At 33.3% G+C, this 24,536-nt stretch carries 17 protein-coding genes and 1 other RNA gene; 3 read left to right on the top strand and 15 right to left on the bottom strand.

Translation table 11 applies throughout. The features are described from left to right. The first annotated feature begins 110 nt into the window (after window positions 1–110). Both J0383_RS17215 and ssrA read left to right on the top strand, forming a co-directional pair. Complete coding sequence (locus J0383_RS17215) at window positions 111–1,313, top strand: serine hydrolase domain-containing protein (protein ID WP_207295209.1); 1,203 nt, start codon at window positions 111–113, stop codon at window positions 1,311–1,313. A 156-nt stretch (window positions 1,314–1,469) separates the two neighbouring features. Beyond that, window positions 1,470–1,866: a transfer-messenger RNA gene (gene ssrA, locus J0383_RS17210) on the top strand. Between the two features lie 133 nt (window positions 1,867–1,999). Here the strand turns inward: ssrA and J0383_RS17205 are convergent. From J0383_RS17205 to J0383_RS17175, 7 genes are all read right to left on the bottom strand, one after another. After that, window positions 2,000–2,521: a DUF3347 domain-containing protein gene (locus tag J0383_RS17205; RefSeq protein WP_207295208.1), complete on the bottom strand. Its 522-nt coding sequence runs from the start codon at window positions 2,519–2,521 to the stop codon at window positions 2,000–2,002. After that, the gene (locus tag J0383_RS17200; RefSeq protein WP_207295207.1) at window positions 2,518–4,953 is read right to left on the bottom strand and encodes a zinc-dependent metalloprotease; all 2,436 of its coding nucleotides are present in this window, start codon (window positions 4,951–4,953) and stop codon (window positions 2,518–2,520) included. Before J0383_RS17200 ends, J0383_RS17205 begins: the two co-directional genes overlap by 4 nt. A 5-nt stretch (window positions 4,954–4,958) precedes the next feature. Beyond that, window positions 4,959–6,383: a RagB/SusD family nutrient uptake outer membrane protein gene (locus tag J0383_RS17195; protein ID WP_207295206.1), complete on the bottom strand. Its 1,425-nt coding sequence runs from the start codon at window positions 6,381–6,383 to the stop codon at window positions 4,959–4,961. A 4-nt stretch (window positions 6,384–6,387) separates the two neighbouring features. Further along, on the bottom strand, window positions 6,388–10,020 hold the full coding sequence (locus tag J0383_RS17190) for a SusC/RagA family TonB-linked outer membrane protein (RefSeq protein WP_207295205.1): 3,633 nt from the start codon (window positions 10,018–10,020) through the stop codon (window positions 6,388–6,390). Between the two features lie 135 nt (window positions 10,021–10,155). Next, window positions 10,156–11,295, bottom strand: a complete 1,140-nt coding sequence (locus J0383_RS17185; RefSeq protein WP_207295204.1) for a FecR family protein — start codon at window positions 11,293–11,295, stop codon at window positions 10,156–10,158. A 197-nt stretch (window positions 11,296–11,492) separates the two neighbouring features. After that, complete coding sequence (locus tag J0383_RS17180; RefSeq protein WP_207295203.1) at window positions 11,493–12,062, bottom strand: RNA polymerase sigma factor; 570 nt, start codon at window positions 12,060–12,062, stop codon at window positions 11,493–11,495. Window positions 12,063–12,317: 255 nt separating this feature from the next. Continuing rightward, window positions 12,318–14,762 carry a beta-glucosidase gene (locus J0383_RS17175; RefSeq protein ID WP_207295202.1) on the bottom strand — a complete coding sequence of 815 codons (2,445 nt, stop codon included), beginning with the start codon at window positions 14,760–14,762 and terminating at the stop codon, window positions 12,318–12,320. 233 nt (window positions 14,763–14,995) lie between these two features. On the opposite strand from J0383_RS17175, the gene J0383_RS17170 reads away from it, so the two are divergent. Beyond that, complete coding sequence (locus J0383_RS17170; RefSeq protein WP_394369524.1) at window positions 14,996–15,778, top strand: NUDIX hydrolase; 783 nt, start codon at window positions 14,996–14,998, stop codon at window positions 15,776–15,778. A 65-nt stretch (window positions 15,779–15,843) separates the two neighbouring features. Here the strand turns inward: J0383_RS17170 and J0383_RS17165 are convergent, their stop codons facing one another. From J0383_RS17165 to J0383_RS17130, 8 genes are read right to left on the bottom strand one after another with little or no spacing between them, the layout of a single operon-like run. Next, the gene (locus tag J0383_RS17165) at window positions 15,844–16,779 is read right to left on the bottom strand and encodes a hypothetical protein (RefSeq protein ID WP_207295201.1); all 936 of its coding nucleotides are present in this window, start codon (window positions 16,777–16,779) and stop codon (window positions 15,844–15,846) included. 3 nt (window positions 16,780–16,782) lie between these two features. Next, window positions 16,783–18,051 carry a hypothetical protein gene (locus J0383_RS17160; RefSeq protein WP_207295200.1) on the bottom strand — a complete coding sequence of 423 codons (1,269 nt, stop codon included), beginning with the start codon at window positions 18,049–18,051 and terminating at the stop codon, window positions 16,783–16,785. A 31-nt stretch (window positions 18,052–18,082) separates the two neighbouring features. Beyond that, window positions 18,083–18,604 (bottom strand): general secretion pathway protein, encoded by a 522-nt coding sequence (locus J0383_RS17155; RefSeq protein WP_207295199.1) that lies wholly within the window; start codon window positions 18,602–18,604, stop codon window positions 18,083–18,085. After that, complete coding sequence (locus J0383_RS17150; protein ID WP_207295198.1) at window positions 18,605–19,798, bottom strand: general secretion pathway protein; 1,194 nt, start codon at window positions 19,796–19,798, stop codon at window positions 18,605–18,607. Beyond that, window positions 19,798–22,002, bottom strand: a complete 2,205-nt coding sequence (locus J0383_RS17145; RefSeq protein WP_207295197.1) for a type II secretion system protein GspD — start codon at window positions 22,000–22,002, stop codon at window positions 19,798–19,800. The genes J0383_RS17150 and J0383_RS17145 overlap by 1 nt, the downstream gene beginning before the upstream one ends. 38 nt (window positions 22,003–22,040) lie before the next feature. After that, window positions 22,041–23,441 (bottom strand): GspE/PulE family protein, encoded by a 1,401-nt coding sequence (locus tag J0383_RS17140; RefSeq protein WP_207295196.1) that lies wholly within the window; start codon window positions 23,439–23,441, stop codon window positions 22,041–22,043. 1 nt (window position 23,442) lies between these two features. Continuing rightward, the gene (locus J0383_RS17135; RefSeq protein ID WP_207295195.1) at window positions 23,443–23,919 is read right to left on the bottom strand and encodes a general secretion pathway protein; all 477 of its coding nucleotides are present in this window, start codon (window positions 23,917–23,919) and stop codon (window positions 23,443–23,445) included. Beyond that, window positions 23,919–24,281 carry a type IV pilin protein gene (locus tag J0383_RS17130; protein ID WP_207298721.1) on the bottom strand — a complete coding sequence of 121 codons (363 nt, stop codon included), beginning with the start codon at window positions 24,279–24,281 and terminating at the stop codon, window positions 23,919–23,921. The genes J0383_RS17135 and J0383_RS17130 overlap by 1 nt, the downstream gene beginning before the upstream one ends. Between the last annotated feature and the right edge of the window lie 255 nt (window positions 24,282–24,536).

Raw genomic sequence — 24,536 nt, 5'->3', positions numbered from 1 at the left:
CAAAGCACTAAAAAAAGTACTCGTTAAAACTATGTTAAAAAACACATTTTAAAGCCTAAAAATTGAGAAAACAACAAAATTGAATTCGATATATTTGTTTTTAAAGAACGATGCAAATGATTTTCCTTAAAAAAACAAATATACCACAAATACTTTTTTCTATACTAGTTTTAAGTTCATGTGGCAAAGACAAAAAAACAGATACAGTCAATACTCCAACAGTCGAAGATACTTTACCTAAAATGAAACCATTAGGTCCTGAAAAGAAAATTTCACAGGCCTATAAAAATTCGGTAGCTGGCAGAATAAATCACTTTTATAATAAAAACTGGCCAAACAATACAATGAATGGCAGTTTTTTAGTCGCTCGAAACGGACAAATTATTTTTGAACGTTATAATGGCTTTGCGAATAAAAATGAAGGTACTAAAATAACACCTGAAACACCTGTACAGATTGCTTCTGTAAGCAAGGTTTTAACGGCTACAGCAGTTTTGAAATTGGTAAATGCTGGTAAAATTGATCTAGATCAAAAAGTAAATACGATTTTAAAAACGTTTCCGTACGAAGACTGCACGATTAGAATGCTTTTAAGTCACCGTACTGGAATGCGTAATTATGCTTACTTTACAGATCATGATAAATCGGTTTGGGACAGACATAATCAATTAACCAATAAAGATATTTTAGAAATTCTGGCTACCAAAGATATTGGTCTGGAATCTAAAACCGGGACTCGTTTCAGCTATTGCAATACCAATTATGCGATGTTAGCACTTATTATTGAAAAAATTACAGGTCTAAGTTATAAAGAAGCTATGTCTGAAATGATTTTCAAACCATTGGGAATGACACACACCTATGTTTTTGATGATGATAAAGACAGAAAGAAAATTGTTCCTTCTTATAAAGGTAATGGCGTAGAAATTGGGTTTGATTATCTGGATAATGTTTACGGAGATAAAAACGTTTTTTCGACAGCAAGAGATCTTTTAAAATTTGACAGGGCTAGACAATCGCCAGATTTTTTAAAACCTGAGTTATTAAAACAAGTTTATACAGGTTACAGCAACGAGCGTAAAGGAACTAAGAATTATGGTTTAGGAATTCGAATGATTAATTGGGAAACTGGACAAAATTACTATTTCCACAATGGCTGGTGGCATGGCAATACCTCATCATACATTACTTTAATGAAGGAAAATGTTACGATAATAGCGTTGTCAAATAAAATGACGAGAAACACGTATGCTGTTCGTAAACTAGCTCCTATTTTTGGAGATTATCCTTTTAATTTCAAGGACGAAGAGTAAAATTATAGACGTAAAGCCGAAAGTTTAAAGGTCGTAAAGTCTTAAAAACATTTGCAAATGCTGACTTTGGACTATCGACTTTGGACTTTATGACTTTTTTTAAAAAATTTTAATAGAAAGTAATTTCAAAAAGTCTAAATTTGCAAACTTATTTTTGGGGTCGACTGGTTTTGACAGCGAGTCGAGTTGAACAGTAAGCACGCCGAGCATTGAGACCTTGCTCGTAAATATAAGATCTCACACTTTTAAACGGCGAAAATAATTACGCTTTAGCTGCATAATCTGAATTATAGTACGATTAGCCACGTCCCTACAAGGTAGGGAAGCTGGATTCTCCTAGAAAGCCTTGGTTTGTGGCGTTCTGTCAAGGGGAACCGTAAAAATAAACCTAGATATTCATGAGCTTCGGGTGGATTTCGAAATTTAAGAAGATAAGTGTTGGGTGGTTGTTTCTGACCTAGCTCAACAACGAAAATCCAATCAGGAAATAAGCGTGTAGAAAGCTCTTTAGCTGCTTGTTTGGACCCGGGTTCGATTCCCGGCGACTCCACAAAAAAGCCTGTAAACTCTTTATTTACAGGCTTTTTTTATTTCACAATTATTTATTTTGATGTTTGCGTCTAAACGACAAATACGGCTCCTTATTCAGAATACCGTATCCATACGAACTAATTCAATTTTTGATTTTATAAACTTGCTTTTACTTCTCCGCAAGTCAGCATATTTTTTGGATAATAAGGATTTTTAATTTCTTTAGAATCACTTAACCACGTTGCGCCTGTCATTGGACAAACCTGTAAATGGAGGGTAGCATCTGCTGGTTTGAATTTTGCTGCTTGGCTCCAATATTTGGCAGAAAGCGATTCGAAAATTTTACGTTGTTTATTGATGTTTTTGGTCGCTGCGACAGCACTTGATAATTCTATAATTTCTTTTCTTGTTTTTGTTGCTTCACTCATTTGCTCTAGGCTCAGCTTTTTAAATTTGAAATTTTTTAGTGAATTTTTCAATGCTTCTGCGTTTTTAACTACGGCAAGACTATCTGAAACTAAAAGACTGTTTTTTAAATTCAAGTAACTTTGTGTGATTTCTTTTTTCTCTTTTTCTCGTTTTGCTACTAAATCCTGAGCAACTTCTTCTTTTGATGTTAACTGCGCATAAGTCAGAGTACTTAAGAAAATGAATGCAATAATTAATATTTTTTTCATGTTGTAGGTTTGTCTAATTTGATAATGATTTTTTCTATTTCTATAAGGATGCTTTCATAATGTTCTTTATTGAGTCCTGTTGTGGTACTCATCAACTTTGTGATATCAGCTTTTAGTTTTAAAATATGCTGTCTTCCATATAATCTTATATCACTTCGCTGTGCGGTATTTAATGCTTTTCCTGGTTCGGTTTCTTTTGGCAGTAATAATAAATTCATTTTTTCGATATAACTGCGCTGTAAACTTCTTCTGTAAAAGTCTTGTTTTTCGTTGACGCTAAATTTTACCCAGACTGTCTGCTGCAAATCGTTTAAAAATTCTGGAACAGTATAAGCGCCCTCGAACTGCATTGATTTTAAACTGATATTGTAAAGTATTCCTGAACTTAAAAGCATATTGAGAACTTGATTCTGCTGATCTAATATTTGATCTTCTCTCTTTAAAGCAATAAGCTGGTCAATTTCCTGCGGATACATCCAAAGCGGCGCTACAAATAATTGTCTTCCAATATACTCTATGGCTGCTTTTACTTTTGCTTTTGGAACGGGCTGATAGACTATTCCCTTTTCATCAACTGTTCTTTTTGTAACATAATTATTTCCGACATATTTTAATACGTGATATAAATACGTGGTATACTGTCTTACAACAGCTTTATGCATATCTGCTAAATTATCATAAGCATCGTTAGGCTGATATGTCCATTCTATTAGATTAGGAACTACTCGTTTTAGGTTTTTAATTCCGTAATCGCTGGCAAGTACTGCATCGTCTCCAAGATCTTCTGTCTGACTTCGCGGATCTTCATCTTTGCCTTCGCCTCCAAACCACAATTTAGGATTAACGGCTAGACTGTCAGTTGTCATTTTAGTTAATAAAGTTTCTTCTTCGAATTCATCTTTTGCCTTTGGAAAATAGCCATATCCCCACTTCACTGCCCATTTATCGTACATTCCAATTCTAGGATAAATTCCCTGCGGGCTAATATTATCTTCCGGCTGCGCAACATAATTAAAACGAGCATAGTCCATTATCGAAACTGTGTGCCCATTGGCTTCCACCCATTTTTTATCTCTTAATTTTTCAACTGGAGTAGCACTGCTCGCTCCCATATTATGACGAAGACCAATAGTATGTCCAATTTCGTGTGAGGAAACAAAACGGATTAATTGTCCCATTAATTCATCATCTAAATGCATTTTTCTGGCTCTTGGATCTAAAGGACCAGCCTGAATCATATACCATCTCTGCACTAATTTCATCACATTATGATACCAGCCTACATGGCTTTCGATAATTTCTCCGCTTCGAGGGTCACTTACACGAGGTCCGTAGGCATTTGGGGTTTCAGAAGCATAATAGCGTACAACAGAATATCTAGCATCTTCTAAACTCATGGTTTTATCATCTTCCGGCCATTCTTTACCTACAATTGCGTTTTTAAATCCGGCTGCTTCAAAAGCTTTCTGCCAATCATTTATTCCTGCAATTAAATAGGGCCTCCATTTTTTTGGTGTTGCCGGATCGATATAATAAACAATTTGTTTTTTGGGTTCAACCAATTCGCCATTAAGGTATTTTTTAATGTCTTTATCTTTGGGTTCCAAACGATACCGCTGAATAATATATTTGGTTTGAGCACGCTGTTCATCATCATCAAACAAAACATATTTGTTAGCAAAATATCCTACCCTTTCATCAAAAAAACGTTTACGCATTGGTATTTTTGGAAGCAGAACTATTGAAGTATTTAATCTTAATGTTATAGTACCGCTGCTTGCTATAGAACTTGTATAAGTTTTCGTGGTTTTTATTTCGATATTAATTGGATATGTATCTGCATTTTCAATAAAAGATTTATCGTCAGCAAGAGAGGTCAATTTTTTTTCTGTTTTTTCGGTACTTCCAATAGAAAAAACCGGATTTTCTTTTTTAAAAGCATCTGTTACTTCAATCACCACATTTCCAGTATCTGGATGCGTTGTTTTGATTGGAAAAGCAGCAACAATTGGGTTTTCATTACTTCCTGCTAATGCTTTTGCCAGCATCGAATCGGCTGAACGAACATCTTGCTTGTATTGCAAGGATCGTAAATAAACGGTATTATTTACCCCTTTTTCAAAATAAACGGTCTGCTCATTGGCTTTTTCACCTCCAAAACGTCCAAATCCTTCGGGTGTTGAAAGATAACGTGTTACTACAAGCAGGTATCTATTAAACAAGCTGTCTGGAATCTGAAAGTAATATTTCGCATCTACCTGGCTAACTGTAAATAGCCCTGATTTGCTTTTGGCTTTATCAGTAATTACTTTGTTATACGCCTGCACGCCTTTTGGCAGTGTGCTGGTACTGTCGGCTTTTTTTTCGGAGTTTTGAGAAAAACCATGCTGTCCGGCAGACAGCATGATTAGTAAAATAATTAGTTTCTTCATTGTAATTAAAACGGAACTTTTTCGTCTGTGTTTAATGTAAGTTTTGGATTTTTGGTAAGTGCCGATAAGGGGAACGGAATAATGTATAATCTGGAATTGGGTTGTAATGTGTATGTTTTCTGCGGAACAGTTTGGTTTACAAGTGGAAATACTCTTGTAATTGTTTTTGCATATTCGGTTTCTGTATTCAATCTTTTTAAATCAAAAAATCGATTAAAACCAAAAAGCAGTTCTTTTCTTCGCTCGTTCACTACAAGTTCCATGGTTTCTTTTCTCGTCGCTGGCACCGTTAAGTTTACAGTTCCTGACAAAATGCGTTTTGCTCTCAAAGTATTTAAAACATCTACAGCTTCATTAAGTTTATTTTCTCTAGCATAACATTCAGCCAGCATTAAATATACTTCTGTGGTTTTCATACCAACTGTTGGATAAAAAAACTTGGTGTATTGTATTCCCCAGTACGCTGTATTCGATCCTTGATCTAAATTGGTTGCACTGGTAGAGTTGAAGAATAAATTAAAACGTGCATCATTGGTTCCGAATAAATTTCGCAATTCTGGACTGATGATATACAATTGTCCAAAATTCAGTTCATTGTAACCATTCATATACATATAACTTAATACTTCGATATTATCTGCTGCGGGAACAGAAACTGATGCTGGTCCGCCTTGTGTATTATAGGCTACCATATCAAATATTTGATTTCTGTAACTTAATGATTTTTCTGCGGCTTCCTTCGCACTTGCAATTTCACGTTTGAACAAATGTACTTTGGCTTTAAAAGCATAAGCAAATGCTAGTGACGGATGGTAAACATCTGCTGGTTTTTCCTGAAGATATGGCAAAGCTTCTTCAATATCTTTTTGTATAAAATCGTAAACCTGTGCTACTGTAGATTTTGAAGGCTGCGCTTCGAGGTCAAATTTATCCATGATACAGATTCCGCCATCTGTTGCTGCAGTCTGCGCATCGTACGCTTTGGCATAGGTATTCACTAACAAAAAGTGATCGTAGGCTCTGTAAATTTTAGCTTCTGCTTTTGCTAATCGTTTTATATTTTCATCTCCTTTACTATTATCAACTAAAGAAATAATTGTATTCCATCGGTTGATATATGCATAAGCTTGATTGTAAAAACTTGAACCAGTCATTAAAGAAACTCGATCTGTATTTTCATCAAAAGTAAAATTAATGATATCGATGTTTGATGTTCTTCCAATTACATTTGATTCTTTCATCCACTGATCATCTGATAAATACTGAAAGTTAGTAATAGGATAACCTCTTCCCGGTAGTGATACCAATTCTAGGAATTGTTCTGGAGTTTCGATTACTAGAGCTCCTTTTGGTGTTACATCTGTATAATCTTCGCACGATGTTACGGCAAACATTACAAACGACAAAAGTGTTATATATATGTTTTTCATTTTTTTAAAGAGTAAGATTAAACCCAAATAAATAAGTCTTCGGTAATGGTAAATTACGTGTACCATTATTTGCAGAATATACTTCTGGATCGATATGATTTCCTGCCGCGCTCCAATACCAGATATTATTCATCTGGAAAGTAAACTTTGCCGATGCTATTTTAATTTTATTGGCGAAAGCCTTTGGTAAGTTATAACCCAAAGAAACATTTCTCAATTTAATATAATCGCCATCTACGACATTTGCAGTAGAATATCGCCATTGGCTGCTCATAGTTCCAGCATAATTTCTAACACTTTCGTCTAGATCTACGAACAAACGAGTATTATCATTTCTATTAATATCGGTGTAACGATCTGTAATTCCAGAAAGGTTTACATTATCAGAACTCATGTCTAGAGTTTCTTTACGCATTACATTTCCTCCAGAGAATACAAATAAGAAATTTAGATCAAATTGCTTATAAGAAAAACGCTGTGATAATGAACCTGTATAAGTTGGCATTAAAGAGCCCATATTCTGTAAGGCATCTGGATTTGTAATTGTTTTTATGCTTGTTGAAATTGGATTTCCATTTGCATCAAAAGTAATAGAGGGATTTCCATTTTCATCCAAAACATAAGGATAACCATTAACCATTCCGCCATATTTGTACGCATACATGCTATTAAAATAATCCCCTTCTACAAAGTAACTAGCTGGAGAAGAAACATAAACAGACGCCGTAGATTCAGCTCTTGTAACTTTTTTTACGGTTGTTTGGTTAAAGGCAAAAACAAAATTTGAATTAATTCGTAAATCACCATTATTAAACCACTCAGAACCTACAGTAAATTCGATACCTTTATTTAATAACGCTCCTGCATTAATCCTTCTTGACAAGGCACCAACGGTAGGATCAAGATCTGTGGTTGCCAATAAATCAGTACTGTATTTGCGATAAATGTCTATGGAACCATTTAATTTGGCACGGAACAAACTATAATCTACCCCAAAATTGGCAGTTTGCGTTTTTTCCCATCTCAGCATTGGATTTGGCTGCATGGTGATATTTGTATATTGTAAAGACTGATACAAGTTATCGTTTTTTCTAGTTGCAGTTATGTAAGGAGTTGTACTTTGATCTACGTTTCCGTTAATACCATAAGTTGATCTCAATTTAAGCATACTTACCCATTTTAGCGGTTTCATGAAATCTTCGTTACTGATGTTCCATCCTAAACCTGCAGACCATAACGGGCGGTTTTTATATTTTGGATCAACACCAAATAAATCGGCTTGATCAACACGGTAACTTCCTGTGATATTATATTTTGATAAATAAGTATAGCTCGCCGTACTAAAAATAGAAAAATAACGGTGTAAAACCTCCGTTTGCGATCTTCCTAAAGCTGCGAGTGTACGGTTGCTGCCAAAAATATAACTAGAAACTCCAGTCTGGCTTAATGCAAGGTTATTAAGTACGGCAGAAGTTAACGTTACTGGATCGTAACCGTATCTTAATTGTTCTATTGTTCTCGGAACATAAGTCTCACGCATTTCTGTACCTGCCAAAGCATTTATAGAGTGCTTACCATCTGCAAATTCTTGATTAAAATCTAATTGATTTCTAAAAGAATAATTACTCGCTTGGCTGCTCATTTGCTTGTACCTTCCACCTGCTGAAAAACCATCAACATAGGTATAGGCATTTGTAGTCGGGTTATATCCTGTCAATGCATTAATTGCATAACGCATTCTATAAGAGTTAACGTCGTAATACTGTTCGCTGTCGTTTTTTCTTACCTCATATTGAAATTGGGTATTAAAGCTCAAACCTTTGTACAATTTGGCTTTTATATTAGCAAAAGTTCTTAAACTTAATGAATTCTGCTCTGTAATACCATCTTGAAGTGCATCTAAAACATTAAAATTCAAAGATTTGAAACCTGTCAAACCTTGTAATTTTTCAACCATTGCCGGATTTATAACATTACTAGAAGTAAAGCCATCTTTAATTGCTACACCTGTTGATTGCACCAAATTTCCGTTATCATCGGTTATGCGTTCGTATCGTTTTTGAATATCGTAATTGCCAAGATCATATTCAGTCGCTTCATCGTTACTATAAGTTCCATTTACTCCAAATGTTGCATTCAGCCAGTTGTTTACCTGAAAACTGCTTTTTGCATAAAGGTTAAACGCGCGCCCTTTATTGTATTTTATACGAGCTTTTGATTCATCGTAATTAAGCGAAACATACGTATTCTGTTTGCTTGTACTACCCGAAAAAGCAACATTATAACGCTGTCTTAATTCATTCTGCCAAACATTATCGCGATAATCTTTATTGTAATCGTTTTTTCTCCATTGTGCAAGAGTCGTGTTGTATGTAGCATTATCTATTTTTCCTTCTTCCAAATTTCTGTTTAACTGGTAAAGCGGACTATAGTATTTCGTACTGCTGCTTCCAATATCTCCATAATTGCTAAACATTGTTGCAGTATCTGCAAATCTGGCTCTTTCTCTGTTATAAACTGCTTGCTCAAAATCGATAAGCTCGCTTGTTGAGGCATAGTTCATATCTCTCAAATTTGGTTTTTCTGAGATAAAGAAATCTGAGTTTATGGTTACTTTTAATTTACCATTTCCTTTTTTAGTAGTTAAAACGATAATCCCATTTGCAGCTCTCGAACCATAGATAGAAGCCGCTGCCGCATCTTTAAGAACGTCAACGCTTTCAATATCATAGGGATTAATTTCATCCAAAGTCAATTCGCTTGGAAGGCCATCAATTACAATAAGCGGACTGTAGCCAATATTATCGGAAAAAGTGCCAATTCCTCTCAAAATAGGCGTATCAGACCCAAGTCCGTTTGGATTTTTCTGAAACATCAAACCCGCAACACGTCCTTCTATTGCGCTCGATAAATTAGAATTGATATTTTCGTTTAATACCTTTTCATCTACTTTAGCAATTGCACCCGTAAAATTACTTCTTGCAATAGTTTGAAATCCTGTCACCACCACTTCTTTCATGGCAGCAACTTTATCTTCAGCAACAAGGGTAAATTCTGATCTTCCCCCAATACCAAAAGATTTGTTTTCAATAGTTAAACCTGATAATTCTAGAACAGCACTTGGTGAAATTTTATCAAAAGAAAATCCTCCATCAAAATCTGTAATACTAGTTCTGTTTGTTCCTGCAATGGTAACCGTTACTCCTGGAAAAGGTTCATTTTTATTATTTACTACCTTTCCTCGAATATCTATTAATCCGTTTCCCAGATCTTCGTTTTTTGAAGCCGTTACAACTATAGTTTGATTGGTAAGTGTGTATTTTAAATTTTGATTTTTAAAGATTTGATTCAGGGTTTCTTTTAAAGATGAGTTCTTCACATTCACCGTTACGGGACTAGAATCTTTCAGTAATTTCTGTGTATAAAAAACTTCATAATCGCTTTGTCTTGCAACTTCTTTTAGAACGGTTTCTAGTGGTGCATTTTTAAAATTGATGGTAACATTTTGAGCTTTTACTGTATAACTGCATAAAAGCATAAAAAACATTAATCCCAATAATTGGAAAGTAAGATTAAGCCTGGGAATCTTTTTTTTGAGTTTTTTGTAAGGTTTTTTTGGTTGTAAATTTAATTTCATACATTTACATTGGTTATAGTTAAACAATAGGTGGACAACTTACATTTGGCTATTAACTTTTCTAACAACCAGAAGCATCGCAACTGCCTCTGGTTTTTTAATTTATAGCGTCAATGTATTCGGGTAAATCTAAAATCAGGGATACACAATAATTGTTTTTCCTTCAACTTTAAATTTGATATTACTAAGCTCAAGTACTTTTAATACTTCAGATAAATTTTTATTCCTAAACGTTCCTCCGTTGAATCGTACATCAGAAACATCGCCACGGTATTCTACTTTAATTCCATACCAGCGTTCGAGCTGCTTCATTACTGATTTTAAATCGGCATTATCAAATTTAAAACGGCCGTTTTTCCAAGCAATCGCTGCTTCAGTATCAACTTCTCTAACGGTAATTTTATTCGAATTAGCTGTTACATTAGACTGCTGACCAGGTTTCAAAATTGTTTTTTGATTTTGATACGTAACCGCCACACTTCCTTCTAACAATGTGGTTTTTATAATCGGCTCATTATCATAAGCATGAACATTAAAATGAGTTCCTAGAACTTTTATAGCCTGATCTGCAGATTTCACTATAAAAGGCTGATTTTTATTTTTGGCCACTTCAAAATAAGCTTCTCCTTCCAATTCGACTATTCTTTGATCTCCATTAAACTGAGTTGGATATTTAATCGATGAAACAGCATTTAAGAATACTTTGGTTCCATCTGCCAAAACAATATTGTATTGTCCGCCAATTGGAGTTGAAAGTGTATTGAAAGCATCTTCTCCATTTTTTTCCTCAACCGCGTTTGGATTTACAACATAGGTAATAACTCCATCGGCACTCATTTTTATGGTAACTTCGTTTTCTTGGCCTTCTTTGGCAATTGTATCTTTTGCTGAAATATCTGAAAGCACAATCTGTTTTCCATTTGAAAGTGTTAGAATTCCTCTGTTGCCTCCAGGAGCAATTTCTTTTGGTTTTGCAACAACTTCAACCGGCTGTTCTGTTGGAGCCGTAACATAAAATATTCCTGCGCCAAGCAATACAACTATAGAGGCTGCAACCGCAATACGAGACCAAAGGCCAATTACTTTTGTTTCTTGCTGTAAAGGCAGTGTGGACTTTAAATATTGATAACTATCTTCGAGTTCATACTCGTTAAGCTGCGAGTTAGTGTTAGAAGCTTTGTGAAGATACCAAGCGTCTAATTTATCACGATCTTCATCAGATAAAGTGCCGTTTTGATATTTTTGAAGCAGTTCTAAAAATTCAGTTTCTTTCATAATTACAATACCTAATTTGGTCCCGTTTTTAAATAAGACAGTTACAAAAGGCTTTTGTCATAGATGAAGATGAAAAAAAATCAAAAAAAATATTATTATATCATTAATAAATCTGAAGCTATGTTATCTTCTATTTATTAATGAGAGAGTTATGATGACATTCTATTATAAAAATTAACAAAAACCTTTATAAAAATTCACCAAACAAAAACACTCATTATAGATTTGAGTTTTTCGCGTAAAATTTTCAGAGAATTATAGACTTGTTGTTTCGCTGTTTTATCGGTAATGTTCAATTTAAGTGCGATTTCATCATATGATAATTCTTCGACTTTTCTCAACAGAAAAACTTCACGCATTTTTTGGGGTAATGCAGCTATTTCTTTGGCAATAATAGCTTCCAATTCTTTTTCTCTGAGTTTAGAATCGGCAAAAACATACTCGTTTTCAATGAAGTTTGAAATAGAATCTGCATAACGCGAAACAACTTTTTCGTGGGCAATATGATTTAGGATTTTATTTTTTACAGCTTTGTATAAATAAGAAGAGAGAGATCCGGTAACTGCTAATTCAAAACGTTTGTTCCAGATAGAAAGAAATACTTCCTGAACCACATCGTTTGCTTCGTCTTTATTGCTAAGTATTTTATAAGCATGATTAACCAGAAGTCTGGAGTATCTTTCGAAAATTTCTGTATAGGCCAACTGATCATCTTGTTTCAGAAGATTGAGTAAAATATGATCATCATATTGGCTATAAATGGGCATTAATTAAAAGATATAAAAATCAAAAAAGCAATATTACGCATTTTCACATCAAAAACTAAAGGACAATTCGTTAAAATAATAAAGATTATTTTGCAAAATTAGGTTTTAACAAGAATAAATTTAAAATCATCTTCTTAATTTGTAATGTATCTGTAAAATATTCATTTTTTGATTGAATTAAAATGTACAATAAAACTAAAAAAACCGTCTCAAAATCCGAGACGGCTTTTCAACCATACATGTCTAACCAAAAACCTATGGTCTAAGTTCTGAAAACTTCGAATCAAGTTCGAAAGCTTTCTTCACTCTTTCTGCTATAATTTCACTGGTAACCGAAAAAGAGGATGTTTGCTTAATATCCAAGGAAGAAGCTCCAATAAGCACTTTATATTCTCCTGCTTCGGCCACCCAGGCACTTTTATTTTCTAAGAAAGAAGCCAGATCTTTTGGAGAAAGTGTCAGAGTTAATATCTGGCTCTCACCTGGTTTCAATTCTTTTGTCTTTGCAAAAGCTTTTAATTCTTCTTTCGGTTTGTCAATTGATTTTGAAGGCGCCGAAAGATATAACTGCACCACTTCTTTTCCAGTAGCTTTTCCTGTATTTTTAACGGTAACTGAAACCGTTAGTTGATCTTTAAAAGTTGAAGAACTCAATTTTACACCTGAATAATCAAAAGTTGTATAGGATTTCCCGAAACCAAATTCGTAAGAAGATTTAATATTGAAAGTATTGAAATAGCGGTATCCAACATAAACGCCTTCTTCGTATGTTACTTCTTTTGGATTATCAGCAGGGAATCCCGGAAAGTTTTTAGCCGAAGGTGTATCAGTATATTTTACTGGGAAAGTCATCGTCAGTTTTCCAGATGGATTAATTTTCCCTGCAACGACATCAGCAACCGAATGTCCGCCTTCTTGACCCGGCTGCCACGCCAATAAAATGGCATCTACTTTATCCTTCCATGAAGCCGTTTCAATTACACCACCGATATTTAAAATCACAATTACTTTTTTCCCTTTGGCGTGAAAAGCTTTGGATATTTTATCCAGCATTTGGATTTCTTCATCGGCCATATTGAAATCGTTATTGACAACACGGTCACCGCCTTCTCCTGAGTTTCTTCCTAAAGTCACAAATGCAATTTGAGAACTTTCGGCTTTTTTAGCAATAAAGGCATCATCCATTTTTAACTCTGGAAGTCTTTCTGGCAAAGCCAAAATACCTCTTGCTTGCCTTCTTTCTTTTTCAGCAACAACTTCTTTTTCGGCATGAGGTGTATATAAATTAACTAGTTCTTTGTCTAATTTATAACCCGCTGCATTCAAGCCTTCTAAAAGAGAAACGGTGTGTTTATTGTTTACACTTCCGCTTCCTGTTCCGCCTGTAATCCAAGCATAAGAAGTCACTCCAAATAAGGCAATTTCTTTTTGTTTGTCTGCAAAAGGTAGTGCATTATTTTCATTTTTTAGCAAAACCATTCCTTCGGCAGCTGCTTTTCTGGTAATGGCGGCATTCTTAACCAAATTAGGTTTATCGCTGTATTTGTACTTCGCAAAAGTGGGCGTATGAAAAATATATTCCAGAATTCTTCTCACATTTGTATTTACGATTTCCTGAGATAATTTACCTGAATTTAAAGCTTCCAGCAATGCTTTTTTCTGAACTGGAATTCCAGGCATCAAAAGATCGTTTCCGGCATTCATCTGCTGTACAACATCAGAACTTAATCCTTTTTGTATCGATTCAAAACCGGGAAAACCGCCAAACCAGTCTGTCATTACAATTCCTTTATATCCCCATTCATTTCTTAAAACTTCCGTCAGCAAATCTTTACTGGCAGAAGTATAAATTCCGTTTAATTTATTGTAAGATGACATTACAGTCCATGGCTGTGATTCTTTAACAGCAATTTCAAAACCTTTCAGATATAATTCTCTAATCGCTCTTTCAGAAACATGTGCATTAATAGTTAAACGATTGGTTTCTTCGTTGTTAACGGCAAAATGTTTAATCGAAGTTCCAACTCCCTGCGATTGTATTCCGTTTACAATAGCAGCGGCTGTCTTCCCAGAAATCAAAGGATCTTCAGAGTAATATTCGAAATTTCTTCCGTTTAATGGATTTCTGTGAATGTTTAAAGCAGGAGCCAATAAAACATCTACTCCATATTCTTTCACTTCATTTCCCATTGCTTTTCCTACCTCTTCCAAAAGAGCCTTATTCCATGTAGAAGCCAAAGCTGTTCCTACTGGAAATGCGGTTGCATAATACGTTTTAGAATCGTTTTTTCTTGTTGGTGCAATTCGTAAACCGGCTGGACCATCTGCCACAACTGTTGCAGGAATTCCAAATCGTTCAAAAGCGGCAGTTCCTCCCGCTGCTCCCGGAACTAATCCTTGTTTCGAATCTCCAATAGGACCTGTCAGCACTTCTATTCCAGGCATTCCAGTTCCCACTAGCAATTCTACTTTTTCGGCATTTGTCATTTCTTTGATAATTGCCTCAATTCTTTCATTGTTGGAAAGCCGTGTATCTTCCCAGGGATCTAATTTTCCGTTTTTATTTGAGTCTGTAAAAGTAAATCCGTTGATGGTAAGTATTGGATCTTCACCATTCGTCTTTGTGTTAAAAGACAGGTTTGAAAGCACAAATGTGGTCAGAAGTGTCGCTTTCAGTGTTTTTGACAAAGTTGATTTCATAAATTAGATAGTTTAAAGTCTGGATAAACAATGAAATTATGATTATTCTAAAATATTTCATTGCTTCATAATGAAGCAATATTAAATACTATTTTTCATATCAGCAAATAAATCATGTTATTTTTTACATAGCATATTGAAAATCAAGTATAAAAAACCAACAAAACGGAAACACTCGAACTATGTTTTTGCGATTCATGCCAGAAAAAAATCAAACCATTTGGCTTGTAACTATGAAAAGAATTAAATTTGGATTTCATTCTATTTTCATGGATTTTAAAGAATTACTCGAAAAACAGTCAGCCGAATCGTGGGAAAAATATATTCCGACGCTTTCCATTGACTGTGTTATTTTTAGTTTTTATGAAAATTCACTTCAGGTTCTTATTCTTAAAATGCGAGATCAAGATCTTTGGGGACTTCCGGGCGGTTATGTAAAAAAGACCGAAAATGTCGATGATGCAGCAGTCCGTATTTTAAAAGACAGAACCGGAACTGAAAATATTTATCTGCAGCAGTTTTATACTTTTGGAAATCTAAATCGTTCTGAAAAAGCTTTTGAGCAATATCATGACACTATTTGGAACAAACAGCGTTTTATTTCGATTGGTTATTACGCATTAGCCGAGCATTCTCAGGTAAAACTTGTACTGGATGAATATTCGAGTGCCGTTCAATGGCATTCGATCGAAAATCTTCCTGAGTTCATGATGGACCACCGAAAAATTTTTGACAAAGCACTTACTACACTTCGTGAACAGTTAAATAATCATCCTATTGGTTATAATTTACTGCCAGAAAAATTTACAATGCCAGAACTTCAAAAATTATATGAAGGTATTTTGGGGAAGAGGTTAAATCGCGGTAATTTTTACAGAAAAATTCTCCGTTATGATATTCTGACCAAACTGGAAGAATCCAGAAAAGGAGGCGCTCATAAAGCTCCAGATTTGTATAGTTTTGATGTAGAGAAATACAATAGTGCTTTAAAAGAAGGATTGAAGGGTAATTGGTAGAATTTACATTCAGATATAAATAAATAATCCCGATTGTTTAACAACCGGGATTATTCATTTTGGGATTATTTTTTTTCTTTTTCAAGAGCTTCTAATCTTTTACTTTGCTGCTTCACAACTTCCATTAGCATATCTGATTTTTTTTGCTGTTCAATAGCGTATAAGGTTAATTCTTCAATTTTCTGTAAAAGTTTAGCATTAATTTCTCCAAGATTAATTCCATCTTTCAGAACTTCTTCTTCACTTGGAATATTTTCTAAATGTCCTTTTTCAGCAATATGTTTTTCAACTTGTTCCAACGTTGGCAAATTGTATTCTTTTTTAAACACAAAATCTGACCAGCCTGTCATGTCTACTTTTACTTCTTTAGAATGAATCGTTCCATTTACATCTAGTTTGTTGTTAGGATTTGTTATACCAATGCCAACATTCCCATTGTCCATTATTGTAAATCGACTACCGCACATTCCTCCGGCACATGCCAACTCATCATACGCCCAAAATTGCAAACTATTTCCATAATTTCCAGACATATTAAATATAGTCCAGTCTCTTGCTGCTCCTGCACCTGTTTTCGATGAATTAATAATCTTAACATATCCTCCAATAGCTCCTGAAAGATCAGAAATAAGACCTCCTTTAAAAGATCCGTTACCATTTACATCTAATTTTTGAGTTGGGCTAGATGTTCCTATTCCAACATTACCATTATAGTGAACTCTCATAATTTCTATTGGATTAACACCTCCAACAAAAAAGAGGGTAGAAGCATTTGCTCCGGTATTTGGTCCCATTCTAATGTCACCTCCATTTCCTCCCATTATATCATTAACATAAAACAAAGATTTAACAGCTGCTTTTCCATTTACATCCAATGCTAATAAGCTATTAGGGGTTGATGTACCTATACCGACTGGACCAGTAGCAGGAAATGGAAATGTATTTTGAGCAAAACTTATCTGCGAAACACAACTTAAAATTAAAACGATTATTCTTTTCATAGTTTATTTATTTTCAAGTTTTAAAATTCTTTTTTCTAATCCGATCTGACTCTTTTTCAACAAAAAGTTTTCATTTTTTACTTTTTCATTTTCTTTCTTCATTTCAATCATATATAAAGTCAATTCTTCAATTTTCTGTAAAAGTTTAGCATTCATTTCTCCAAGATTAATTCCGTTTTTCAGAACTTCTTCTTCACTTGGAATATTTTCTAAATGTCCTTTTTCAGCAATATGTTTTTCAACTTGTTCCAAAGTTGGTAAATTGTATTCTTTTTTAAACACAAAATCTGACCAGCCTGTAGCCATAACTTTTATTTCTCTTGCTCCAATTGATCCTTCTACTGCTAGCTTATGCGTTCCAGTTGTAAGAGTACCAATTCCAACACTTCCTCCAGTAGGGTTTAATATAATGTTCCTTTGACCAATACCTCCTTTAATTCCTTGTAAAAAAGAATATTCACCTGCTGTATTTACACCAATATTAATTCCTAATCGATATGTGGCTCCATCATGTACTGAAATACCATCTACACTTGATGTTCCTGTACCTGTTGCTACTTTTACTTCAAATGTATTTAAAGGATTTATTGAGCCAATTCCAACATTACCATTTGAATTGATTCGCATTCTTTCAACATTAGATGTATATGCGATAAAATCGCTACCATCTGCTCCTACTCTTACATTATACTCCGTAAGAGAAGTTGATCCTTTAAAACCAATTGATGCAACTGTAGTTCCTGTATTATGTATAGTTACAGGAACTGAATTTGTTGTCGATTTAAAAGTTGCTGCAAGAGCTGTTGAATTTACATCTAATTTAGCTGTTGGAGTAGTTGTTCCTATACCGACATTACCTTGATTAATCGTTAAATAAGTAACAGCATCATTTCCCCATGATTGAATATTATCTTTAGGGTCTCTTTCCCACCATGTTTTAGTATCCAAATTTGGAGTTTGAAAAGAATTGTCTATAGAAATACCGTCATGAAGTCTTGCATTAAACCAATTATTTAAAGTGCCATCTCTTAAAGTCCATATTTTATTTCTAATAGTATTATCTCCAACATTTCCAGCTACACTATTAATAAGTTGAAACGAATTAATTGTAGCACTAAGTGCAGTTGGTTCATAACTTGTTATTGTTCCAACTACATCTAACTTTGAAGCTGGTGTTATTGTTCCAACACCAACATTACCTGTAGTCGGAAATGTATTTTGAGCAAAACTCATTTGTGCCACTAAAGCAGCAAATAAAAAAATCTTCTTCATAATTTATTTTTGTTTTAATAAAAAGCTTGTATTAAACTCCTTTATTTTTCTGAATTATTACCTCCACAAACAATTGATCTGTATTGGTTTTATAATTTCTTTTTTTTATAAAATTTATGTGCTTAATGTTCCCGAGCATTGGATTATTTTCTACTTTGTTCAACACAGCCAGACAGCCGTTAAAAGATCCTTCAAGAGAAAATGCATAACTTGTGGTAGTAAATCCTTTTTGAGAAATAATATGAGGTTCTTTAAAATCTGTAATTTTTAAATGGTAACTATCACTGTAAGAAGTCAGCTGCTTTAACAAATCATTTTGAAACGAATCTGACATGTTTACATCGTAACTTGATAATACTTGATCAAGTTGCTTTTCTTTCTGGATCAACTGCGCAACCAATTTTGGCATATCACTATCCGCAGCTATCTCCTGTTGTTTGTTTTTGTATTCAGAGTAATATTGCAATGTATTTGAAATTGCAAATGAATAACAGATATAAAGCACTAAGCAGAAACCAGCAATGAGTAGTTTATTTTTTTTGTTGAGATTCATTTACTTTAAGGTTACGTTAATTGAAAAGGTCGTTTCGTTATCTTCATTTTTTCCAAAATGCGTAATCAATACTTTATCAACCCATTTTAATGTTTCAATATCTTCGACCCATTTTGTAAAATCTTGATTTGCAATTGTAGTTCCCGAAATTGCAATCATTTTATCTTTTGTTAAGATAGGCTCTTCCGCTTTTATTTTTTTCTCAAGTGGATTAAATACTAATTCTGTTAATAGTATTGAAGATGGAACTCTACTTGCAATTTCGTTGATAATTAATGAGCTTCTGGAAGTCATTCTTCCATCGATTCCTTTTACTTTTTCTTCTTTTATAATTATCCTTTGTTTGATTTTGCTGACATCTTCACTAGAGGATTTATTTACCAAAAGAATTTCAGATGATTCTTGAGCCAATTTATAATAATGCGAAAAGAATATGAAATTGAGCACTAATATTCCCAATACAATTCCGACCATTATTTTTAAGCCTTTATTAAAAAAAGTCTTCTGATTATACTCGTTATATAATTCTTCACTATACGATAAAATCGAACCGGTATTGGCTGTGTTATTTACGATTAATCGCAAAATACCCGAAAAAGCAAGTAATTGTCTATTCTCAATTTGGAGATCATTGATCGTATAAGGAATAGCCGTTTCTAAAGAATTCTGAGAAATTATCTGGTTTTCATTTCTTGAAATAAGCTGATGATTCGTATAAAACTCATTTTGATCTGAATATTCGATTATATCAGCAATCGAACAAACTCCAAGACTGATTCCCGCTATTGTAATTTTCTGGTTTTGATAATTTTCAAGTAATGTATTAATATACGATTTTCTTGCAATTGCAATAACCGATTTTGTTTTTAAGCGCCAGATTTCGTAGTAAAACTCATCCCAATTGGTATTAGGAAATGATTTATGCAAAAGTTTTTCATCAGAAACATCAATTCCTGAAACTTCTTTCTGAATGACTTGATTTGAATTTATAATGAGAAAAAAAGGAAGTTTGATATCCCATTTATCGGCTATTTTATCAGTATAACTAACTCTGTCTTTTTTACTAATTACCAGACCTTCTTTTTTCTTTTCAACTAAAAGCAAAGCAACCTTATCTTCATTATTTAAAGTGAAGTGCTCAACAGCAATGTATTGTTTCCCAAGTAAAAAGTTATTTAAGGATAATCCAGCCATTAGTAAATAACAGTAGGTTTGATTAATACACTTAATTTTTTCTTTGAATCTTCTCTTTTTCGAGAACTAAAAAGCCATTTTATAATTGGAATTCTTGATAATAATGGCACACCGGTTCCAGAATCATTTTTTATAGATTCTTCTAATCCGCCTAAAACAATTACATCCTGATCTTTAACTCTGATAATTGATGTAAACTCTCTTGAATTAATTCCTGGAGGTGCATCTTTATCTACTTTTTGTCCATTAAAACTTGATTGTATTACTTTAATATCCATAGTAATTTGTCCGTTACCAGAAACTAAAGGCATAATGCTTACTGATAATTCAGCATCAATTGGCTGGTAATTTTTAACTTCAGAAGCTTGCGGAATTTGTGATCCGTAGTAATTTTGATTGGTAACTACATAGTAAGTAGTTTCACCAATAGATAGATAAGCTTTGTGCCCGTTTAAAGTTGATAATCTTGGGGACGAACGTACCTTTAAATTGCCATTTGTTTCCATTGCTTTCAGGCTTAGATAGAAGTTAGGCACTACTTGTCCAATATTTAAAGACCCGAATCCACTGAAACCGTCGATAATTTTATTAATCGTTGATGCTCCTAATTTAATATCTGCATTAGGAAAAACTGTACCCGAAGTGGTTACAGGTTTGTCTCCAATTCCTGCTTGAATTCCTGTTTCTACAGTAGCACTGCGATTAACTTCTAAAAGCATTACTTCGATTAAAATAACAGGAACTGCTTTATCAATATATTTGATAAAAGATTCAAAACGTTCAATATTTGCTGCTGGACCGTTTACTAAAAAACTGTTTAGCTCTTTATCTATTTTTATATCAAGATCTTTCTTTATCTCGTCTGGAATTATAGTAAGAATAGATTCTGATGGGGCACTGCTTGAACTCGACGATGATGAGTAATTGCTGCTATTATTGCCATTATTCCCAAAGCCATTACTTTGATTTGAGTAATTTGAACTGGAATTAGAATTATATCTGTTACTGCTGTCGTAAGAACTATAATTTGAATAACTATTCGTATTATTTAATCTTCCTGCACTTCTTCCTTCTTTTGCTGGATCGCTTAAAAGTTCTATTGAACGATGCATCAATGCAATAGATTTTATATTTCTGACTACTAACTGATCCTTGGTACCAAAATAATAAAGTGCTCCGCTTTTCTTAAAAGTATAACCTCCTCCTCCAGCTGAGAAAGATTGAGCAGAATTGTTATTATACTGCTGCTGATTATTATTTTGAGGAATATTGGTACCATCGGCCTTAATCTCAAACAGTTTTGCCAAAAGTTCATCAAAAGTTATGTTTTTTGCTTTTACAGTTCCATTACCTGCATTCTCCAACGGACTTGAGATAAACATATCGATATCTAATTCATTACCGATATCATATACAATACTTGAAATGGGCGTGTTTTCAAAATCAACATTCAAAAGTTTTTTATCCGCATCAACAACTGTAAAGAAAAAATTAGATCTTCTCGGACGCATTGGTCTGTTTTGTCTAATAGCTCCATTAGGATCTGAGTTTCCTTCAACTGAAAAATTACCTTCAAGTTTATCGAAAATATAGAAATTATCTCTTGATTTAGTAACTGTCAAATTATTAGCAAAAGCCAATTTATTTAAAGCTGCATCAAAAGGTACATTTTTAATATAAGCCGTTAATAATTGATTTTCCAAACCTGGAGCAAAAACAAGATTTTTTCCGCTTACATCCATTATTTTTCTAAACACATCATAAAGCTTATCATCTTTTAAATTCAATGAAAGCAAATCATTAGCATAATCATAGGATACCTCTATATCTTTTACTTTTTGAATTTCAACAGGCTTCTCATATTTTTTGATAGACAAAATGTTTCCTGTAAAATCAATTGTAAGATCGTATTCTTTACATAAAAAAATAAGCAGATCTCCTACCGTTACATTTGAAAAATTATTTACAATATTGATCTGGTTTAAATTGCCGGCAACACTAAAATTAAGTTTATGAACCTGAGATACGGCTAGTAAAAAACTAGACAAGGAGGCTTCTTTAATATTCACATTTACTTTCTCGTTTAAACCAGGCGCATCGACAGAAATGGATTCAATATTATTTTTTAGCTGTAAAATCCGATTTTCCTGAGAAAACGAAAACTGAAAAATTAGTATTAATAACAGCGTAATTATTCTTTTCATGAAACTATATTGTATTGTAGAATTTTATATATTTTAATTTACAAGAGTAATGAAAAAACTTCATCAACCGAAGTAATGCCTTCTTTAATTAATAACAAGGCGTTACGTTTTAATGTAAAAATGTCTTTTTCATCCAGATATTCATTAATATCCAGCTGATTATTTTTGATTAAATTTGATAATTCAGATCCTATTGGCAGAATTTCATAGATTGCTTTTCTTCCTGAATAACCCGTATGATAACACTGTTCGCATCCAACTGCTGTATAATGAGACGTCAAATAATCTGGAATTTCAAATCCGCTTGGAAAAATTTCTTTTGAAATAGTCTGTTCGGTTTTACAAGAATTGCATAATTTTCGAACTAAACGTTGAGCGACGCTCATATTGAGTGTGCTTGCAATTAAAAATGCAGGAACTCCCATATCAATTAGCCTAGAAACCGTAGCCCAAGCTGAATTGGTATGAATAGTAGACAATACTAAGTGTCCTGTTAATGCCGCACGAATTGCCATATTGGCTGTATTAACATCACGAATCTCCCCTACCATGATAATATCTGGATCTTGTCTCAAAAAAGTTCGTAGTGTTGCAGCAAAATCAAGTCCGATGTTTTCTTTTAATTGAACCTGATTAATTCCTTCCAAAGTATATTCGATAGGATCTTCAACAGTTAAAATATTGGTATTCGGAACATTCAAATTCTTTAGTGTCGCATATAAAGTTGTAGTTTTTCCTGATCCTGTAGGACCTGAAATAAGAACAATTCCATTTGGACGTTTTATGTTTTCAAGGTAAGCTGCTAATTCTTTCTCTGTAAAACCCAAAGAATTAATATCGATATGGCTGGTATCTTTACTTAAAATACGAAGTACTACTTTTTCACCATGTAATGTTGGCAGAACAGAAACACGGACATCAAAATCTTGATAATCGGTTACCATTGTAATACGACCATCTTGAGGCAATCTTTTCTCAGAAATGTCAAGCTGAGCCCTGATTTTAATTTTATTTACAATGATTGGATATTCTTCTACTGAAATATGAAATTGTTCTTTTAGTTTTCCATCTAAACGAAAACGCACTCTTGCATTTTTTTCATAAGGCTCAAAATGAATATCACTGCTTCCTATTTCTTTGGCATTTAATACAATTTTCTCGAGAAAATCAGCAGTGTAATGAATCTCAGAAACATTATTGGCTGTTTTTCTGTAATTAGTACTTAAATAGCGATTTATATTTTCTGTGGAATCAGTTTCTAGTTCAACTTGAAAACTTAGTAAAATACTTAATTCATTTTGAAGGGAAGCAATATCCGAAGCATCTGTTTTCAAAATAACAGTCTGCTGATTTTTCCCTACTGGAATTATTCGGTAGTAATAGGCCTGTTCTGATTTTACAAGCTGTTGAAATTCTATTGGAATATCGAAACTATTCATCTTAATAGGCATATAAAAAAGTATCGCTAAAGCCAAAAGAAGCTGCATAAACGACACCAAAGAAAAGAGACATATAACCTGCTAAAGGCACAGTTGTTGGTTCTTTTTTGTGAGTTAATATCAAATGTAATGTCAATGAAAAAATCAGTGAAAAAACAAATAGTACCCAAAATGAAACTATTGAAAATGAAGTTGCTATAAAAATAAAAAACAACACATCGCCAATTCCGATTGTGTTTTTAAAGTCCAGCTTCTTAAATTTTGTATATAGTAAGCTTACTCCTAAAAGAAATCCTATAAATAATAAGTTGAAAACAAAATTAAGTAGAGCGATTGATAGCGGCAGAACGTCAATTTGTATTTTAAAAGCTAAAATTCCGATTATTGGATATAGAAACCAATAGACCATTCTACTTTTAAAATCCTGATACAAAACAAAAGCAAATACAATAATTAATATGAATTTCAAATACCACATTAATCGTTTACAATTTGTTTTGGAACACCATTTTGGTCAATTTCCCAAACATTAAAAACTCCATTTCCATTAAAATCGGTAATTGCTGTTGCTTTAACTTTAAACTCATTGTTACTTGAATTTACGATTTCATAAACATAGTTTGCACTTCCATTTTCTTTGGTCGTCTTTGGAGCTTCAAAATCTATTTCGGTAAAATTAGGACTGTATTTTGAGTACATAAAGTAGTACTGTTTCTCAGCATTATAAATGGCTTTTAGTTGTACTTGAGCTTCTACACTTTTAGCTTTTGTAATTAATGGCATTAAGTTAGGCAAAGCAATTAAAAGCAGAATTCCAATGATGGCAAGTACAATCAACATTTCCTGAAGATTGAATGATGGCAGTTTTCTAAATAGATTTTTCTTCAAAACAAAGTGTAATTAATTTTTACAAATATATCTTTTTTATTGAGAAAACAATCGAAGCTTAAATGAGAAATAATTTGTTAATAATTCTAAAATTTTATAAGCTTTGCTACAATCTTAATCCTGACATTAAACACAAGAAAAAATCTAATACAAATAAAAAAACTGCGTATAATCTGTTTACTTACACGCAGTTTTTTAAAATATTTT

The sequence above is a fragment of the Flavobacterium endoglycinae genome (assembly GCF_017352115.1).
Taxonomy (GTDB): Bacteria; Bacteroidota; Bacteroidia; order Flavobacteriales; family Flavobacteriaceae; genus Flavobacterium; species Flavobacterium endoglycinae.
Note: the sequence above shows the minus strand (reverse complement) of the source record. Positions and strands in the feature narration are given on the sequence as shown.

Excerpts from the sequence above, each read along its gene's own strand:
- J0383_RS17150 (WP_207295198.1), bottom strand. The coding sequence starts at position 19,798 with ATGGCTGGATTATCCTTAAATAACTTTTTACTTGGGAAACAATACATT.
- J0383_RS17180 (WP_207295203.1), bottom strand. The coding sequence starts at position 12,062 with ATGCCCATTTATAGCCAATATGATGATCATATTTTACTCAATCTTCTG.
- J0383_RS17145 (WP_207295197.1), bottom strand. The coding sequence starts at position 22,002 with ATGAAAAGAATAATTACGCTGTTATTAATACTAATTTTTCAGTTTTCG.
- J0383_RS17175 (WP_207295202.1), bottom strand. The coding sequence starts at position 14,762 with ATGAAATCAACTTTGTCAAAAACACTGAAAGCGACACTTCTGACCACA.
- J0383_RS17165 (WP_207295201.1), bottom strand. The coding sequence starts at position 16,779 with ATGAAAAGAATAATCGTTTTAATTTTAAGTTGTGTTTCGCAGATAAGT.
- J0383_RS17155 (WP_207295199.1), bottom strand. The coding sequence starts at position 18,604 with ATGAATCTCAACAAAAAAAATAAACTACTCATTGCTGGTTTCTGCTTA.
- J0383_RS17140 (WP_207295196.1), bottom strand. The coding sequence starts at position 23,441 with ATGAATAGTTTCGATATTCCAATAGAATTTCAACAGCTTGTAAAATCA.
- J0383_RS17130 (WP_207298721.1), bottom strand. The coding sequence starts at position 24,281 with ATGTTGATTGTACTTGCCATCATTGGAATTCTGCTTTTAATTGCTTTG.
- J0383_RS17215 (WP_207295209.1), top strand. The coding sequence starts at position 111 with ATGCAAATGATTTTCCTTAAAAAAACAAATATACCACAAATACTTTTT.
- J0383_RS17135 (WP_207295195.1), bottom strand. The coding sequence starts at position 23,919 with ATGTGGTATTTGAAATTCATATTAATTATTGTATTTGCTTTTGTTTTG.
- J0383_RS17170 (WP_394369524.1), top strand. The coding sequence starts at position 14,996 with ATGAAAAGAATTAAATTTGGATTTCATTCTATTTTCATGGATTTTAAA.
- J0383_RS17200 (WP_207295207.1), bottom strand. The coding sequence starts at position 4,953 with ATGAAGAAACTAATTATTTTACTAATCATGCTGTCTGCCGGACAGCAT.
- J0383_RS17160 (WP_207295200.1), bottom strand. The coding sequence starts at position 18,051 with ATGAAGAAGATTTTTTTATTTGCTGCTTTAGTGGCACAAATGAGTTTT.
- J0383_RS17195 (WP_207295206.1), bottom strand. The coding sequence starts at position 6,383 with ATGAAAAACATATATATAACACTTTTGTCGTTTGTAATGTTTGCCGTA.
- J0383_RS17190 (WP_207295205.1), bottom strand. The coding sequence starts at position 10,020 with ATGAAATTAAATTTACAACCAAAAAAACCTTACAAAAAACTCAAAAAA.
- J0383_RS17205 (WP_207295208.1), bottom strand. The coding sequence starts at position 2,521 with ATGAAAAAAATATTAATTATTGCATTCATTTTCTTAAGTACTCTGACT.
- J0383_RS17185 (WP_207295204.1), bottom strand. The coding sequence starts at position 11,295 with ATGAAAGAAACTGAATTTTTAGAACTGCTTCAAAAATATCAAAACGGC.